The sequence below is a fragment of the Streptomyces sp. SD15 genome, assembly GCF_054462255.1.
Genome location: NZ_JBTLMO010000050.1, coordinates 46,616 through 61,256, shown reverse-complemented (window position 1 = coordinate 61,256; position 14,641 = coordinate 46,616). Strand labels below are relative to the sequence as shown.

Here is a 14,641-nt window from a genome sequence, read left to right as displayed (position 1 = left end):
GGCCGCCCCTGACACACCATCAGCCAACTACACTCCGGACGACGCCTCTGACCAGACCAGATAGCGAAACGCTGCTGGAGTACTAGCCCTCCTGCGGCCTCGTCGTCAGCCCCGCCGCCCGTGCCGCCGTACGCAGCACGTCCCGGAGCATGGCGGGCGTCAGCCGCCCGGTGAAGGTGTTCCGCTGACTGACGTGGAAGCATCCGAAGAGCTCGATCGCCCCGGGCGGTCGGAGCGGCCCGGACGAGACGGACGGCCCGAGCGTGACCCGCGTTCCGTGCGCGAAGGCAGGGCGAGGGCGGGGCACCTCCCATCCCGCTTCCGCGAACGCCGGCAGCGCAGCCTGCCAGCCGAAGGCTCCGAGCACGACGACCGCCCGGAGCGAGGGCCGCAGCAGTTCCAGTTCGCGCACGAGCCACGGCCGGCAGGTGTTCCGTTCCTCGGGGGTCGGCTTGTTGGCGGGCGGGGCGCAGTGCACGGGTGAGGTGATCCGCACGCCGTGCAACGTCAGCCCGTCGGCCGCGCTCACGGCCGTGGCCCGTGAGGCCAGTCCCACCTCGTACAGCGACGCGTACAGCACGTCGCCCGACCGGTCACCCGTGAACATCCGACCGGTCCGGTTCGCGCCGTGCGCCGCGGGGGCCAGGCCGATGATCAGCAGAGACGCGTCGGGCGGGCCGAACCCGGGGACCGGGCGGCCCCAGTACGTCTGATCGGCGAAGGCGGCGCGTTTGGTACGGGCCACCTCCTCGCGCCATGCAACCAGGCGCGGACAGGCCCGACACCTGCTGATCCGCACATCCAGATCAGCCAGATCAGCCAGATCAGCCAGATCAGCCGCGTCTGCCGAGTCGGCGAACATCCCGTACTCCTCAGCCCGCTCGTCAGTGAAGAACTCCACCAGCACGACGCGGACCGTAGCCGCGCCTCACTCCGAGGATGCCGCACTCGTCGCCCCTGGGAGTATTCCTCTATTGAGGAGAGGAATCGCCCACAGACCATCGAGCAAGCCGTCGGCTGAGGGCCTCAGTAATAGCGGCTCATGAGTTCGCTGGCCCAGGCCGGCTGAATGACCGGATGACGGGGGGCGAACTCGGCCAAGTACGGCTTGATGTCGAGGACCGGTGAGCCTGACAACGCGTCCAGGTCGGCGACCTGCAGGTCCAAGCCGTCCACAGCAACCAGTCGGCAGCGGGAGACGCCCAGGCGATTGGGGCGGTACGGCCCGCGGTGGGCGAAGACCCCCACGGGTGCCGCGCTCGGGTTCCCCCTCGGAGGACGAGGTTCGCTGTGCACGGTGGCGGAGTCGATCCGATCGAAGAGGAATACGACCTCCAGGTGTGAGAAGTGCTCCAGGCCGAGCACCGCCGACGCGGTGAAGGATGCGCCGTCCAGACGAATGACGGCGCGAACGTCGCCCCAGTCGTCTTCGAAGACCTCGCTGCGCCCGCCCACGACCTGTCCGACGGGTCTCAGGGCCACGGTGTCCGTTGTCATAGTGATCTCCAGGTTTCTAGTAGCGGCCGAGAGTGCCGCGGTCTCTGGCGAGGTGTTCGAGCCGGTTGAACAGGACCACCCCGGCGGTCGTGATGAGCAGCGGCTGGGCCAGCAGCCACCCGAGGCCCCAGCCGGTCGGGAGGGCGGCCAGGGAATGCCCGCCGAGCAGGATGTCCCGCATTGCCTCGATGCCGGGCGCGATGGGGACCAGCAGCCGGCTGAGGAAGGCGATCGGATCGGGCATGGCGGCCAAGGGAACCAGGGTGCCGCCGGCGATGGCGTAGACGGCCACCGACACCTGCGTGATGATCTCGATCCGTTTGAACACCAGGGTCAGCCCGCACAGGATGAGCGCCAGTCCGCAGGTACCCAGCGCGATGGCGGCCAGCGGCACGATCACCTGCGCGTCGAAGGGCACCTGCCCGCCCTGGATGTCGATGGCGATGGCCCCGGTGGCCAGGACAGCCAGCGCGGTGGGCAGGGCCGAGATCACGGCGGCGAACTGGCGTCCGAGGATGCCCGCGGCAGACGGCAGCGGGGTCAGGTACGTCTGCTCCAGCACCCCGGACTGGATGTCACCCAGATAGCTCCAGAACATCCGGTTGACCTGCTCGTGGATGAAGGTCAGCGCCACCATGCCGAGCAACACGGGCAGCAGCAGTTCCGCACGCAGCTGCCCGCGCCCCATGAACAGCACGATGAGCAGGTAGAACAGCGGGAAGGTGAGCATCTGGATGAGGCTTTCGCGCCATCCGGCGGCGAAGTTGAGCAGCCCCTTGCGGACCTCGGCGGCGAATCCGCGGGCGAACCTCATGACGACTCCTGCAGGGCTCGGCTGTGGTTGCGGACGAACAGCAGGCCGCTGACCACCGTGAGCGCAAGGGTGTGGGCGATGAGCCACGGCAGGGTGCCGCCGGTCCAGATGGCGGCCAGGGTCCGGCCCTCGAACAGCGCCTGGGTGGTCGCCTCGATGCCCAAGGTCGTCGGCAGGAATCTGGCGAGGACGGCCAGCCAGTCGGGATAGAGGGCCAGCGGCAGGAATGAGCCGTTGAGCAGCAGCACCAGCGAGGTGAACAGCGACTGCAGGGCGCCGATCATCGGGGAGACCAGAGCGAGGGAGGCCAACAGGAAGGTGAAGGCCAGCACGTTGACACCCAGCAGCAGAGCAGGCACCAGGGCCGCCGAGCGCAGTGGGATCGAGATCCCGGCCACCAGCATGGGGACGAGAGCGGCGACGGCGGCCACCGCCAGACCGAACACCGAGGCGGTGATCAGCCGGCCGAGCATCGGCAGCCAGACAGGCGCCGTGGTCATCTGTGCCTGGGCGAAGGTGCCGGCGCGCTTCTCCTCGATGAGATCGGACACCATCACCAGGCCGGCGTACTGCAGGAACCAGTAGCCGCCGATCGCGACCAGGGTCTGCGGCAGCAGATCCTGCCGCAGCTCTCCCTGGCCCAGGACGAACTGCAGGCCGAGGTACATCGTGGCGCCGATCAGCAGCGAGACGACGTGCCCGATCGGGTGGGCCAACTGAACCCGCAGGCCTTTCCCGATCTCCGCGCCCAGAACGTCAAGCATGGGACGTCTCGTTGACCAGAGCGAGGAACACATCCTCCAGATCGGGCTGAACCTGGGCCAGCGACTCCAGGACGGCCCCTTGCGCGCGCAGCCGCTCGACCACGTCGTACACCTCGCCCGGATCGCTCACCCGCACGCGGATCGTGGTGACGCCTTCGTGGGTGCCGGCGTCGAACCCGGCGGGGGCCGTGCCCTCGATGCGGATGTCGTATCTGTCGCGTTCGCGGAAGCCGGCCAGCAGTTCACGCGTGGGCAGGTCGGCGACGAGCCGACCCTGACGGATGACGGCCACGCGGTCGCACAACTCCTGGGCCACATCGAGCTGATGGGTGGTGAGCAGGATGGTGGTGCCCCGATCGCGGGCCAGTTCGGCGATCCAGTCCTTGACTGTGCGGGTGGCCTCGACGTCGAGGCCGAGCGTCGGCTCGTCCAGCAGCACGATCGGAGGGTCGGCGACCAGAGCGACGGCGATCGCGACCTTCTGCTGCATGCCGCGGGAGAAGTCACCGACCTTGTCGTCCCGCCGCTCCCACAGCCCCAGCCCGGTCAGCAGCTCCTCGGCACGCTCGCCGACCTGGGCCTTGCGCAGGCCCTTGAGCCGCCCGAAGTACATCAGGTTCTGCCAGGCCGACAGGCTCCAGTAGACATTGCGCGAGCCCTCCAGCACGGCGCCGAACTGCGCCATCGCGGCCGAACGCTGCCGGACCACGTCAACGCCGCCCAGCCGGACCCGGCCCGCAGTGGGGGCCAACAAGCCGGCCGTCATCTTGATGGTGGTGGTCTTGCCGGCGCCGTTGGGGCCCAGGAAGCCCACGACCGATCCGGCGGGAATGTGCAGCGACACCTCGTCGACCGCTCGGCCCTGCGCCGAGCCGTACACCTTGGTTAACGCATCGATTTCGATCATGTCATGTCCTCGATTGGGGGACCCGGCTCACGGTTCCGGGTTTCGAGTTCCGGGTTCCGAGTTCCAGGTTCCAGGTTCCGGGTTCCGAGTTCGCGAGACGCGGTCAGTGCTCGTCCAGAACCTCGATGTCGTCCACGGTGGGCTCGCGGGTCAGCGCGAATGCCGCAGTGGCCTCGGCGTTGCCGGGTACGACCTGACGGGCCGTCTGCAGGCTGGCAGCCGAGTCCCAGCGCCAGATGCCGACCCACGTCTCGTCGTCGAGCCGGCCCAGGCGCGCCTCGATGAGCCCGGGCGCGGCGGCCCTGGTCGCGGCGACCAACGCGGCGTGCCGGGCGCGAAGCTGCTCGGCGTCGGCGGGATCGATCTGGAAGCGGGTAACGGTGATGACCGACATGCGGACCTCGTTTACTAGAGTTGACTTCTAGTGTTCGCATCTAGAGTTAGACTCCAGTCATGAGCGATGTCAAGCGAACGAACAAGCGGGGGCAGAAAGCCCAGGAGACGCGTCGGCGCATCCTGGCGGCGTCTCTCGAGCTGTTCGTGCAGGACGGATACGGCGCGACGAATCTTCAAGACGTCGCCGCCAGGGCCGGTGTCGCGGTGCAGACGATCTACTTCGTCTTCGGCAACAAGCGCACCCTGCTCAAGGAACTGGTCGACGTGACGATCGCGGGTGACGAAGAGCCGGTGGCCACGATGGACCGGCCGTGGTTCGTCGACGCGCTGGCCGCCGACACGGCCCAGGACATGCTGCGCGCCTACGTCGCGGGCACGACCTCGATCCTGCAGCGGGTCGCGCCGATCATCAAAGTCCTGGAGGCGGCGGCCGCGAGCGACCCCGAGGTCGCCGCCCTGTGGCCGCAGGACGTCGATCCTCGTTATGTCGTTCAACAAGGGGCGGCGAACGCGCTGGCCGGCAAACCGGGCGCACGGCCGGAGGTGTCGGTGGAGGAAGTCGCCGACCTGCTGTATGGCCTGCTCAGCCCCGAGTTGTACCTCCTGTTCGTGCACGAGCGTGGCTGGTCGCGTGAGCGCTGGGAGCGGTGGACCGGCGAGACCCTGCGCACCCAGCTCTGCTCCCGTTAGACGTGCCGGCGGGGGCAGGTGGGCGGTGTACGTCCGGAAACAGCGGCGGATCATGGACGGGGAGTACGCAGAGCCTTGGGGTCCGTCCGGCTACGTCAGCGCCACCGGAGTGGGCGCTCCCAGCCGATGAGGCAGTCGTTCGGGCTCTGGCATATCGGCCCCTCAGGTCTTCTAAAGTCGAGGTATGGCTTCTGAGGATGCGGACGTCGATCAGGTGGACGAGAACAAGAGCACGGGCGGGGCCGGTGACATGGTGGCCGCCGCCGAGGCCGCCCGTCCGCCGAGCGGCGAGAGCGTGCGGGTCGACAGCTGGATCTGGTCCGTACGTCTGGTCAAGACCCGCTCGATGGGCGCGACCGCCTGCCGGGGCGGCCATGTCCGGGTGAACGGCGAACGCGTCAAGCCCGCGTACGGCGTACGCGTCGGCGACGAGGTGCGGCTGCGGCACGGGGGCCGGGAACGGGTCGTCATCGTGAAGCGTGTGATCCGCAAGCGGGTCGGGGCGCCCGTCGCCGTCGAGTGCTACGTGGACAACAGTCCGCCGCCCCCGCCGCGCGAGGCCGTCGCCCCAGCGGGCGTCCGCGACCGCGGCGCGGGTCGCCCGACCAAGCGCGACCGCCGTGAGATGGAACGCCTCCGGGGCCTCGACGGCCCGGCGGGCGGCTCCGAGGGCCCCTGACCCCCGAGGACCACCATGCACACGACCACCTGAACGCCCAGGCACACCCGGTCGCCGTACGACGTCGAGGGCTCCCCCTGTGTCACGGGGAGCCCTCGACGCCGTACGGCGGTCATGCCCGTCGTCGCTCCAGCCGGAACAGTCGGAGCTGACGGACCAACTCGGCGGTGTGTCCCCTGCGGGCCCACGCGATCAGCGCGAGCGGCAGGATCAGGATGAGCGGGGTCGCCGGATACGGCCCATGCAGCACGGTGACGTTCACGATGAAGGCGCCGACCATCAGCGCGCCGAGCGCCACCGCCGCCACCGAGGACAGCAGCGGGATCAACAGCGCGACACCTCCGGCCAGTTCGAGCGCGCCGATGAGATACATCCCCGCGCTCCCCCAACCGAGATCGTCGAAGACCTCGGCGGCGGACGGGTGCGCGATCAGCTTGGGAAGCGCGCTCGCGAGCACGTAGAAGAGACCGAGGACGACCTGCAGGGTGCCCAGGGAGATCCGGGCGCCGCGGCCGCGGCCGCCAGCCGCGGCCGGGGAGGCGGAGGGGGAGGCGGTGACGGGGGCGGTGGTCTCGGACATGGGGGTCTCCCTTGCGAAGCGGTAGGAGTTGCTGTCGCAGAGGTAGACCGTGTGTGCGGGAGGAACTCATCGCTGTGGTCCGGAACTTGTTTCGCCGACCGACTCCGCCCCTTCGGCCGACCCGGCTACCCGCGTCGGCTCCTCCCCGGGGCCCGGCAGCTCAGACCTTCACCGCCCGCACCCACACCCTGTCCTCCGTCAGATACCGCTCCACCCGCAACCCCGCTTCCCCCAGCGCCTCCTCGAACTGCTCCTTGGTCAGCGGCCGGGCCGTGAACGTCTGGGTCCACGTGGCGTCCGGGAACACATACTCCGCGTAGACCGAGTTCACCCCGTCACCCACCGGCTCTGCCGACAGGATTTTCACGGTGTAGCCGCTGGGGTCGATCCGCTCGCGAGGCACGTTCGAGTGGTAGTCCTCGCCCTCTCGCTGGATCAACACGCAGCCGCCCTCCGCGACATGACGTGCGCACGCCTCCAGCATCGCCCGGCGCAGGCTTTCCTCCCCGGTGTGCACGAGGAACGACGCGAGCATCACCACGTCGAACGTCTCCCCCAGGTCGAGCTCCTCGATCGGGCTGCATATCGTGCGCGCCCCGCGGATCCGCTCCAGCATCTCGGCCGACTCGTCCACCGCCGTCACCGTGAACCCGCGCTCCAGGAGCGGGTGGGTCATCCGCCCCACCCCGCTGCCCAACTCCAGAATGTGCGCTCCCGCAGGCACCGCCGCGGAAACGATGTCCGGCTCCGCCCCGATGGACAGGCGCGCATAGAGCTCGACCGCGCAGCCGTCCGGCGTGATCGCACCCGGTCCGGCCCCCTCGTGACCTTCACGCATCTGAATGCTCATACCCGCCCAACGGCCCGCTCCCATCGGCCCGTTCCCACCTCACCTCACTCGTTCGGGTGACGCGTTCGAGCCCCGGATTCGAGCCCCAGTCCAGACCAGACCAGATCTGATCTGATCTGATCTGATCACATCAGGCCAGACCGGGTTACAGCGCGAACCAGCCGTGCCCGACGTACCAGTGCTCGCCCCCACGCAGATGGTCCCCCACCGCCCGTTCGACCGCGCTCCGCCGCGGCAGTGCACCCGTCGGCAGTTCCGGATCGCCGAAGACGAAGCCGACCGGCACCCCGTCGTCCGGAGTCGTCTCCTGGTACGCGACTTCGAAGCGTTCCTGAAAGCGGATGATGTTGGAGTCCACCGGCAGATACCGCTTGAGCTGCGGATCGAGCAGCCAGGAGTGACACACGGCGACTTCATAGCGCTCGTCGGGATAGTGCCGGGCGAAGAACTCCCGTGCCAACGCGAGCGACCGGTCGCAGGCGGCGTGGGACAGCGGACCGCGGAAGTCGGCTATGTGCAGGCTCAGACATGGGTCGCCGGGGCCGGCGCCGAGGCCCGCCGCCGAGACAGCCCGCCCCGTGCGCCGGCCGAGCCGCGCCCGCTGGAACTGCAGTCGCCCCAGCTGGAACAGCTCACCGTGGAAGGGCAGGCCGATCCACCAGGGAAACAGCAGCCCCGGCGTACCAAGGCGCCTGTGATGCACGGCCACATGCCGTCCGAGGTCGGCGAGGGTGCGCCGGGACACGTCGTCGGGGATGCCACGCCCGCGGTGGTAGGCGCGGATGTACGGAAGCGCCGCGATGAAGACGTACAGGTGGAAGCAGCGCCCGAGCGCGCCCGCCGACGCGGGGAAGGAGGGCGGCTCCCACCCCTTTCCGATCTCCCCCATGTCCCGCACGAAACGGCCGACACACCGGGCGAGGAGTGTCATCGCCTCCGGATCCGCCGCCAACCGGGTACGCAGCGTGACGAGTTCATTGATGTGCTCATGAGCAACGGCCAGGTCGAGCAGGATGTCCGGCAACTCGTCCGCGTCCGGAAGCACCGCTTCCTTCCGAGGGGCACCCTCGCTCTCCAGGCCCCTCAGCCACTCGGCGAACCTCGCGTCCGCCCGCAACGCCTCCAGCAGCACCGTGGCCTCCCCCGTCGGTCCAACCGCTGTCCCTTGGTGATCGTGCACCACGAAGAGTACGTTTCCCAGTAGGAGCAGTGGTTCCGGAATACCGGAGTAGTGGTCCTCATGCGTACAGGCAGTGAACCGACGACAGCGCGCAGTGCTTTGCGGCTGCGCTTTTGGCTGAGTGCCTGGGGCCTGATCTGGGCGATCTTCGGGGCGGTCGCGTTCACCCTCGCGGGACGGCCCGGATGGGCGGTCGCCTGCGGCGTGCTGTGGCTGATCGTCACCATCGACATGGCCATGGTGCTGCGCCACATCCGTGAGGGACCGCACTACCAGCCTGGCCGCGCCATCCCGCCGTACCGGCCACCGGATCACCGCCCCCCGCCGTACCGGCCGCCTGAGCACCGCCACCCTTAGACGACGCACGACGCACGACGCACACGACGTGCACGACGTACGGCCTCTCTACGAGTCGCCCCTACGAGTCGAAGCGTGCCGCTTCGAGATACTGCGGCTTCGGATCGAGTGCCGCGGCCAGCCTGAAGTGGCGCTTCGCCTGGTCGGGGCGGAGCTGGCGCTCATAGGTGCGGGCGAGCGCGAAGTGCGCGAACGCGTTGTCCGGCTCGCGCTCCAGGACGATCGTGAACTCCAGCTCGGCAGGTCGCAGTTGGGCGGCGGCGAAGAAGGCACGCGCGCGCAGCAGTCGCGCGGCGGTGTTCTCCGGATGCGCGGCGATCACTGAGTCGAGCAGCTTCACCGCGCCCCGCGGGTCCCGCGCGGCGAGCAGTTGCTCGGCGGCGCGGAAGTCGATGACATGCGTCTCCGGAGTACGTCCGGTCGAACCGCTGGTCTCGGGCACGGCTGAGTCCTTCCCTCACTGCACTGGTTCAACGCCCCCATCGAGGACCGCTATTCCTGGCGGGCGTGCGCTCTGCGTACGAGATCCGCCCATACCTCCCGCACGCGCCGCTCGAGGTCCTCCAGAGGTACGTCGTTGTCGATGACGACGTCCGCGATCTGCAGGCGCTTCTCGCGGGTGGCCTGGGCGGCCATGCGGGCGCGAGCGTCTTCCTCGCTCATGCCACGCAGCCGCACGAGGCGGTCGAGCTGGGTCTCGGGGCTGGCGTCGACGACGACCACGAGGTCGTACAGCGGTCCGAGGGTGTTTTCGGCGAGCAGCGGGACGTCATGCACGACGACCGCGTCTTCGGAGGCGGCGCGTTCGAGTTCGCGGGAGCGGGCGCCCACCAGGGGGTGCACGATCGAGTTCAGGACGGCGAGCTTCTCCGGGTCGGCGAAGACGATCGAGCCCAGTCGGGGACGGTCCAGGCTGCCGTCCGGCGCGAGTACGTCCTCGCCGAAGGCATCGACGACGGCCGCGAGCCCGGGAGTTCCGGGCGCGACGGCCTCTCGCGCGATCCTGTCCGCGTCGATCAGCACCGCGCCATGCTCGACGAGCAGCCGCGACACTTCGCTCTTGCCGGCGCCGATACCGCCGGTCAGGCCAACGGACAGCATGACCGCGCCTCCACCCTCACGAACCCCCGCGGGAGCGGGGACAACTTGCCGACTCCGATACCGCCGGTCAGGCCCACCGGATCACCCCCGCGCCGGCGGGGAATGGGTGGAGTGCGGTCACCGGTAGCCTAACCGATCAGTTGTCGCCCTCCCGCTCCGCCAGAAATCGCTCGAACTCGAGCCCGATCTCGTCCGCCGAAGGGATGTCTACGGGTTCCGCGAGCATGTTGCCGCGCGTCTCGGCGCCCGCGGCGGCGTCGTACTGGTGCTCAAGTCCCTGGACGAGGGAGACGAGTTCCTCGTCGCCCTCCTGGATCTGCCGGTCGATCTCCGTCTGGGTGCGGTGCGCCTCGGTGCGCAAGGAGTGCGCGACAGCGGGGAGCACCAGTCCCGTGGCGCCCGTGATGGCTTCCAGGACGGTCAGCGCGGCGTCCGGGTACGGGGAGCGGGCGATGTAGTGCGGGACGTGCGCGGCGACACCCAGGACGTCGTGTCCGGCCTCCATGAGGCGGTACTCGACGAGGGCCTCGGCGCTTCCGGGGACCTGCGCCTCGTCGAAGGGACTGCGCTGGCCCGGCACCAGGTCGGTGCGGTTTCCGTGCGGGGTGAGGCCCACGGGTCGGGTGTGCGGGACGCCCATGGGGATGCCGTGGAAGTTCACCAGGAGGCGTACGCCGAGCCGCTCCACGATCTGCTGGACCGCGGCGGCGAAGCGCTCCCACTCGACGTCCGGCTCGGGGCCGGAGAGCAGCAGGAAGGGCGCGCCCGTGGCGTCCTGGACGAGCCGGACATCGAGGGTGGGCTCCTCGTAGTCGGTCCAGCGGTCGCGCTTGAACGTCAGCAGCGGGCGCCGCGCCCGGTAGTCCACCAGTCGGTCGTGGTCGAAGCGGGCGACGATCTGGTGAGGCAACGTGTCGAGCAGCCGGTCGACGATCTGGTCGCCGGTTTCGCCCGCGTCGATGTATCCGTCGAAGTGGTAGAGCATGACCAGACCGGCCGACTCCTGGGCGAGCGCCATGTCCACCACGGCCAGGCCCTTCGGCTCCCATGCGTACAAACCCTGCGGATCAAGCACTGTGACCGCTCCTCCTCATGTTCGTACTGCACAACGTGGTGCGGAGCGCGGGCATTCCCGCCCCGCGCTCCGCACCGCCGCCATTTACCGACTTTCAGCAACTCAGCAACTACGACTCTCGGCGACTACGAGAACAGCATGCTCACGTTACGACGACAGCACGCGCGCGTGGAGCGCGGTCACCGCCTTGCGGGCGGACGTGAACGCGCCGTGCTGCCAGGCGTCGGTGTAGCTGAGCCAGTCGCCCGCGAAGTAGACGCGTCCGGTCGGCTCGTTCAGCGGCTTGTAGCGGGCATCGTCGGGGCCGCCCGGGGTGTTGTGCCAGGCGGCCTCCAAGTGGGGTGTCTGGCGCCAGTGGTGTGAGAAGGAGGACGCGAGTTCGGTGCGGTACTTCTCGCCGTAGATCTTCACGCCGGCCGCCACCGCGCGCTTCTCGCGCTCCTTGGGGGTGAGCTTGGCGTACGAGTCGGCGTCGCCGCCGTAGTTGTAGTAGCCGATCATCACGCCGCGCTCGCCATGGAAGCCGTACGACGGGTGCCAGATGTGCGTGACGTCCTGGTCGGTCTCCGTGATGCCACCATAGATTTTGTGATCAAGTTCCCACCAGCGGGAACGGTACTCGAGCCCGATCTTCCCCGCCGACGAGGGAGTGATCGCCGTCAGCGCGCTCTGCACTCCGGAGCCGAGGTTGTGCGGGATCTTGGCGAGAATGTTGGGCGGGAGGGCGCCGATGCAGTAGTCGGCGTCGATCACCTTCGTACGGCCCGACTGGGTGTACGTGACCGAAACACCGCTCCCCTTGTCGGTGATGTCGGAAACCACGGCCCCTGTGCGAATGCGGTGGCCGCCGATCGCCTTGGTGAGCGCGCGCGGTATCTGGTCCATGCCGCCCACCGGCTGGAACATCAGCATCGCCTGGTCGTAGCCGAACTCGAAGGAGAAGTAGCGTCCGACGCCGGTGGCGAAGACCTCCGACGCGGACGGGACGTCGCCGAGGAGCACTCCGGGGGTCCCGGCCGCGGCCGGGACAGTGGTGTATCCGCGGCGGTCACCGCCCTCGTAGGTCAGCTTGTCGCCCAACTCGCCGAAGTCCTTGAGGAACTCGACGAGCAGCTCCTGGTCGGTGGCGGTCAACTCCTTGTCCAGGGCGCCCTTGTCGGTGGCCTTGGCGAGCAGTTCGGAGACGTAGCCGTAGACATCGGCCTTCGCGGTGCGGTAGCGCATCGGCTTGGTCATGCCGGTGGACTCGTTGAAGATGTACGCGTCGGCGTTGACGTTGGTGAACACCTCGACGGGGACGCCGAGTTCGCGGCAGTAGTCGAGGGTGACCATCCACTGTGGGAGGCGGGCGGGGCCCGCGTTCATGTACTGACCGTCACTGAAGCGGGCCTTCTGGGTGTTGCCGTAGAGGTCGGTGGTCGCATCGCCGCCGCGGACCGTGAAGTTGCGGCCACCGGTGCGGTCTCTGGCCTCCAGGACCGTACAGTCGTAGCCCGCCTTGCCGAGTTCGTACGCGGCCGCGAGGCCGGCGATGCCGCCGCCGACGATGACCACCTTGGCGGCGCCGCGTCCGGTGAGCGTGAAGTCGCCCGACTGCGGGGCGCGGAAGGGCTGTTCGCGCTGGGCCGCTTCGGCGGTGGGCGCGAGACCGAGGGCCCCCATGGTGGCGAACATCGCGCCCGCTCCACCCGTGAGACCCACGTTGCGCAGGAACGAACGACGACTCGTACCGGGACCGCTCTGAGGTTGTGCCATGACGGGCCTCCCCTTTCGATCTTGAACGACCGGGGAAGCCTCCCAACGAGGGGTTACGGCCCGTCAGTTACTCGTGTATCCCTCACGTTTCCGCACCCGCACGTGTCCAGCCCGCTGGACACCCACCCGCTGGACCCGCTGGACACCCACGGGCAACGCACTGCGGGCCCGCACCCAGATGGGTGCGGGCCCGCAGTCACGAACTACTGCCTAGCGGTGAGCTTTCAGCTCTGGCCGCCGGCGAGCTTCTCGCGGAGAGCAGCCAGGGCCTCGTCCGACGCCAGGGCGCCGGAGTTGTCGTCCGACTCCGAGGAGTACGAACCACCCGAGACACCGGCACCAGCACCGGCGGCGGGGGCGGCAGCGCCCTCGGCCTCGGCCTGCGCGTCGGCCTCGCGGGACTTGATGACCTGCGCCTGGTGCTGCTCGAAGCGCTGCTGCGCCTCGGCGTACTGGTGCTCCCAGGCCTCGCGCTGGGTCTCGTAGCCCTCGAGCCAGTCGTTGGTCTCGGGGTCGAAGCCCTCGGGGTAGATGTAGTTGCCCTGGTCGTCGTACGACGCGGCCATGCCGTACAGCGTCGGGTCGAACTCGACCGAGGCCGGGTCGGCACCGAAGGACTCGTTGGCCTGCTTCAGCGAGAGGCTGATGCGGCGGCGCTCGAGGTCGATGTCGATGACCTTGACGAAGATCTCGTCGTTGACCTGGACGACCTGCTCCGGGATCTCCACGTGGCGCTCGGCCAGCTCGGAGATGTGGACCAGACCCTCGATGCCCTCGTCCACGCGGACGAACGCACCGAACGGAACGAGCTTCGTGACCTTACCCGGGACGACCTGACCGATCTGGTGCGTACGGGCGAACTGCTGCCACGGGTCTTCCTGCGTCGCCTTGAGCGACAGGGAGACGCGCTCGCGGTCCATGTCGACGTCGAGGACCTCGACGGTGACTTCCTGGCCGACCTCGACAACCTCGGAGGGGTGGTCGATGTGCTTCCAGGAGAGCTCGGAGACGTGCACCAGACCGTCGACGCCACCCAGGTCCACGAAGGCACCGAAGTTGACGATCGAGGAGACGACGCCGGAGCGGACCTGACCCTTCTGCAGGGTGGTGAGGAACGTCTGGCGAACCTCGGACTGGGTCTGCTCCAGCCAGGCGCGGCGGGACAGGACCACGTTGTTGCGGTTCTTGTCCAGCTCGATGATCTTCGCCTCGAGCTCCTTGCCCACGTAGGGCTGGAGGTCGCGGACACGGCGCATCTCGACGAGGGAAGCCGGCAGGAAGCCACGGAGGCCGATGTCGAGGATGAGACCACCCTTGACGACCTCGATGACGGTACCGGTGACGATGCCGTCCTCTTCCTTGATCTTCTCGATGGTGCCCCAGGCGCGCTCGTACTGGGCGCGCTTCTTCGAGAGGATCAGGCGGCCTTCCTTGTCCTCCTTCTGGAGAACAAGGGCTTCGATCTCGTCACCGACGGCGACGACCTCGTTGGGGTCGACGTCGTGCTTGATCGAGAGCTCGCGGCTCGGGATGACACCTTCGGTCTTGTAACCGATGTCGAGCAGGACCTCGTCCCGGTCGACCTTCACGATGACGCCGTCGACGATGTCGCCGTCGTTGAAGTACTTGATCGTCTCGTCGATCGCGGCGAGGAAGGCTTCCTCGTTACCGATGTCGTTGACCGCAACCTGCGGGGTGGTGGCGGTGGTCTCGGTGCTGCTCGTCATGTGGGAAAGGGCTCCGGTACGGACAGAGAGTCGTAGGTACTGCTTACGCCGGGAGCCCGTTTCGCCCTGTAGAAGCCGGACAGCCAAGGAAGCGCCAAATCCGGATCATGTTCATCACGAACACTTCCAGTTGGCGCCTCGAAAACCGAGGGGACATACATACAGATGCGAGCGCAACCTGCTACGTCTGAGGTACGCAGGCTCGCAGCGCAACTTGTAGCATACGGGGGCAGCCGGGCAGGGTCAATGCGCGAAGGCGCACACCCGGG

17 protein-coding genes are annotated in these 14,641 nt (G+C 68.5%); 3 read left to right on the top strand and 14 right to left on the bottom strand.

Going from position 1 to position 14,641, the window contains the following annotated elements; translation table 11 throughout:
- Nucleotides 1-82: 82 nt before the first annotated feature.
- The 6 genes from ACX28W_RS35090 to ACX28W_RS35065 all read right to left on the bottom strand — a co-directional run bounded on the left by ACX28W_RS35090 (nucleotide 83) and on the right by ACX28W_RS35065 (nucleotide 4,376).
- Complete coding sequence (locus ACX28W_RS35090; protein ID WP_459004050.1) at nucleotides 83-862, bottom strand: uracil-DNA glycosylase; 780 nt, start codon at nucleotides 860-862, stop codon at nucleotides 83-85.
- 164 nt (nucleotides 863-1,026) lie between these two features.
- Nucleotides 1,027-1,497, bottom strand: a complete 471-nt coding sequence (locus tag ACX28W_RS35085; protein ID WP_459004046.1) for an SAM-dependent methyltransferase — start codon at nucleotides 1,495-1,497, stop codon at nucleotides 1,027-1,029.
- 16 nt (nucleotides 1,498-1,513) lie between these two features.
- The gene (locus ACX28W_RS35080; protein ID WP_459004045.1) at nucleotides 1,514-2,311 is read right to left on the bottom strand and encodes an ABC transporter permease; all 798 of its coding nucleotides are present in this window, start codon (nucleotides 2,309-2,311) and stop codon (nucleotides 1,514-1,516) included.
- The gene (locus ACX28W_RS35075; protein ID WP_459004044.1) at nucleotides 2,308-3,075 is read right to left on the bottom strand and encodes an ABC transporter permease; all 768 of its coding nucleotides are present in this window, start codon (nucleotides 3,073-3,075) and stop codon (nucleotides 2,308-2,310) included. Before ACX28W_RS35075 ends, ACX28W_RS35080 begins: the two co-directional genes overlap by 4 nt.
- Entirely contained in the window at nucleotides 3,068-3,982 is a 915-nt protein-coding gene (locus ACX28W_RS35070; protein WP_459004043.1) for an ABC transporter ATP-binding protein, read from the bottom strand. The genes ACX28W_RS35075 and ACX28W_RS35070 overlap by 8 nt, the downstream gene beginning before the upstream one ends.
- Nucleotides 3,983-4,085: 103 nt before the next feature.
- The gene (locus tag ACX28W_RS35065) at nucleotides 4,086-4,376 is read right to left on the bottom strand and encodes an antibiotic biosynthesis monooxygenase (protein ID WP_459004042.1); all 291 of its coding nucleotides are present in this window, start codon (nucleotides 4,374-4,376) and stop codon (nucleotides 4,086-4,088) included.
- 59 nt (nucleotides 4,377-4,435) lie between these two features.
- Between ACX28W_RS35065 and ACX28W_RS35060 the strand changes: the two genes are divergently transcribed.
- Nucleotides 4,436-5,068: a TetR/AcrR family transcriptional regulator gene (locus ACX28W_RS35060; RefSeq protein ID WP_459004041.1), complete on the top strand. Its 633-nt coding sequence runs from the start codon at nucleotides 4,436-4,438 to the stop codon at nucleotides 5,066-5,068.
- 184 nt (nucleotides 5,069-5,252) lie between these two features.
- Nucleotides 5,253-5,747 carry an RNA-binding S4 domain-containing protein gene (locus ACX28W_RS35055; protein WP_459004040.1) on the top strand — a complete coding sequence of 165 codons (495 nt, stop codon included), beginning with the start codon at nucleotides 5,253-5,255 and terminating at the stop codon, nucleotides 5,745-5,747.
- A gap of 112 nt (nucleotides 5,748-5,859) precedes the next feature.
- Here ACX28W_RS35055 and ACX28W_RS35050 read toward each other — a convergent pair whose 3' ends face one another.
- The 3 genes from ACX28W_RS35050 to ACX28W_RS35040 form a co-directional block, all read right to left on the bottom strand.
- Nucleotides 5,860-6,327, bottom strand: a complete 468-nt coding sequence (locus ACX28W_RS35050) for a DoxX family protein (RefSeq protein WP_459004039.1) — start codon at nucleotides 6,325-6,327, stop codon at nucleotides 5,860-5,862.
- Nucleotides 6,328-6,487: 160 nt separating this feature from the next.
- On the bottom strand, nucleotides 6,488-7,165 hold the full coding sequence (locus ACX28W_RS35045) for a class I SAM-dependent methyltransferase (protein ID WP_459004038.1): 678 nt from the start codon (nucleotides 7,163-7,165) through the stop codon (nucleotides 6,488-6,490).
- Nucleotides 7,166-7,322: 157 nt separating this feature from the next.
- Complete coding sequence (locus tag ACX28W_RS35040; RefSeq protein ID WP_459004037.1) at nucleotides 7,323-8,309, bottom strand: acyltransferase domain-containing protein; 987 nt, start codon at nucleotides 8,307-8,309, stop codon at nucleotides 7,323-7,325.
- Nucleotides 8,310-8,417: 108 nt separating this feature from the next.
- Here ACX28W_RS35040 and ACX28W_RS35035 point away from each other — a divergent pair, with 108 nt between their 5' ends.
- On the top strand, nucleotides 8,418-8,714 hold the full coding sequence (locus ACX28W_RS35035) for a DUF6343 family protein (protein ID WP_459004036.1): 297 nt from the start codon (nucleotides 8,418-8,420) through the stop codon (nucleotides 8,712-8,714).
- 61 nt (nucleotides 8,715-8,775) lie between these two features.
- On the opposite strand, the gene ACX28W_RS35030 is transcribed toward ACX28W_RS35035, so the two are convergent.
- The 5 genes from ACX28W_RS35030 to rpsA all read right to left on the bottom strand — a co-directional run bounded on the left by ACX28W_RS35030 (nucleotide 8,776) and on the right by rpsA (nucleotide 14,372).
- Entirely contained in the window at nucleotides 8,776-9,156 is a 381-nt protein-coding gene (locus ACX28W_RS35030) for a tetratricopeptide repeat protein (RefSeq protein WP_362082731.1), read from the bottom strand.
- A gap of 50 nt (nucleotides 9,157-9,206) precedes the next feature.
- Nucleotides 9,207-9,815, bottom strand: coding sequence for a dephospho-CoA kinase (coaE, locus tag ACX28W_RS35025; RefSeq protein WP_459004035.1), 609 nt, complete (start codon nucleotides 9,813-9,815; stop codon nucleotides 9,207-9,209).
- Between the two features lie 136 nt (nucleotides 9,816-9,951).
- A complete protein-coding gene (locus ACX28W_RS35020) occupies nucleotides 9,952-10,890 on the bottom strand; it encodes a PAC2 family protein (RefSeq protein WP_459004034.1) in 939 nt (312 codons plus the stop codon).
- 147 nt (nucleotides 10,891-11,037) lie between these two features.
- The gene (locus tag ACX28W_RS35015; RefSeq protein ID WP_459004049.1) at nucleotides 11,038-12,564 is read right to left on the bottom strand and encodes a flavin monoamine oxidase family protein; all 1,527 of its coding nucleotides are present in this window, start codon (nucleotides 12,562-12,564) and stop codon (nucleotides 11,038-11,040) included.
- Nucleotides 12,565-12,869: 305 nt separating this feature from the next.
- Complete coding sequence (gene rpsA, locus ACX28W_RS35010; RefSeq protein WP_362082740.1) at nucleotides 12,870-14,372, bottom strand: 30S ribosomal protein S1; 1,503 nt, start codon at nucleotides 14,370-14,372, stop codon at nucleotides 12,870-12,872.
- Nucleotides 14,373-14,641: the final 269 nt, after the last annotated feature.

Excerpts from the sequence above, each read along its gene's own strand:
- ACX28W_RS35090 (WP_459004050.1), bottom strand. The coding sequence starts at position 862 with ATGTTCGCCGACTCGGCAGACGCGGCTGATCTGGCTGATCTGGCTGAT.
- ACX28W_RS35085 (WP_459004046.1), bottom strand. The coding sequence starts at position 1,497 with ATGACAACGGACACCGTGGCCCTGAGACCCGTCGGACAGGTCGTGGGC.
- ACX28W_RS35080 (WP_459004045.1), bottom strand. The coding sequence starts at position 2,311 with ATGAGGTTCGCCCGCGGATTCGCCGCCGAGGTCCGCAAGGGGCTGCTC.
- ACX28W_RS35075 (WP_459004044.1), bottom strand. The coding sequence starts at position 3,075 with ATGCTTGACGTTCTGGGCGCGGAGATCGGGAAAGGCCTGCGGGTTCAG.
- ACX28W_RS35070 (WP_459004043.1), bottom strand. The coding sequence starts at position 3,982 with ATGATCGAAATCGATGCGTTAACCAAGGTGTACGGCTCGGCGCAGGGC.
- ACX28W_RS35065 (WP_459004042.1), bottom strand. The coding sequence starts at position 4,376 with ATGTCGGTCATCACCGTTACCCGCTTCCAGATCGATCCCGCCGACGCC.
- ACX28W_RS35060 (WP_459004041.1), top strand. The coding sequence starts at position 4,436 with ATGAGCGATGTCAAGCGAACGAACAAGCGGGGGCAGAAAGCCCAGGAG.
- ACX28W_RS35055 (WP_459004040.1), top strand. The coding sequence starts at position 5,253 with ATGGCTTCTGAGGATGCGGACGTCGATCAGGTGGACGAGAACAAGAGC.
- ACX28W_RS35050 (WP_459004039.1), bottom strand. The coding sequence starts at position 6,327 with ATGTCCGAGACCACCGCCCCCGTCACCGCCTCCCCCTCCGCCTCCCCG.
- ACX28W_RS35045 (WP_459004038.1), bottom strand. The coding sequence starts at position 7,165 with ATGCGTGAAGGTCACGAGGGGGCCGGACCGGGTGCGATCACGCCGGAC.
- ACX28W_RS35035 (WP_459004036.1), top strand. The coding sequence starts at position 8,418 with ATGCGTACAGGCAGTGAACCGACGACAGCGCGCAGTGCTTTGCGGCTG.
- coaE (WP_459004035.1), bottom strand. The coding sequence starts at position 9,815 with ATGCTGTCCGTTGGCCTGACCGGCGGTATCGGCGCCGGCAAGAGCGAA.
- ACX28W_RS35015 (WP_459004049.1), bottom strand. The coding sequence starts at position 12,564 with ATGTTCGCCACCATGGGGGCCCTCGGTCTCGCGCCCACCGCCGAAGCG.
- rpsA (WP_362082740.1), bottom strand. The coding sequence starts at position 14,372 with ATGACGAGCAGCACCGAGACCACCGCCACCACCCCGCAGGTTGCGGTC.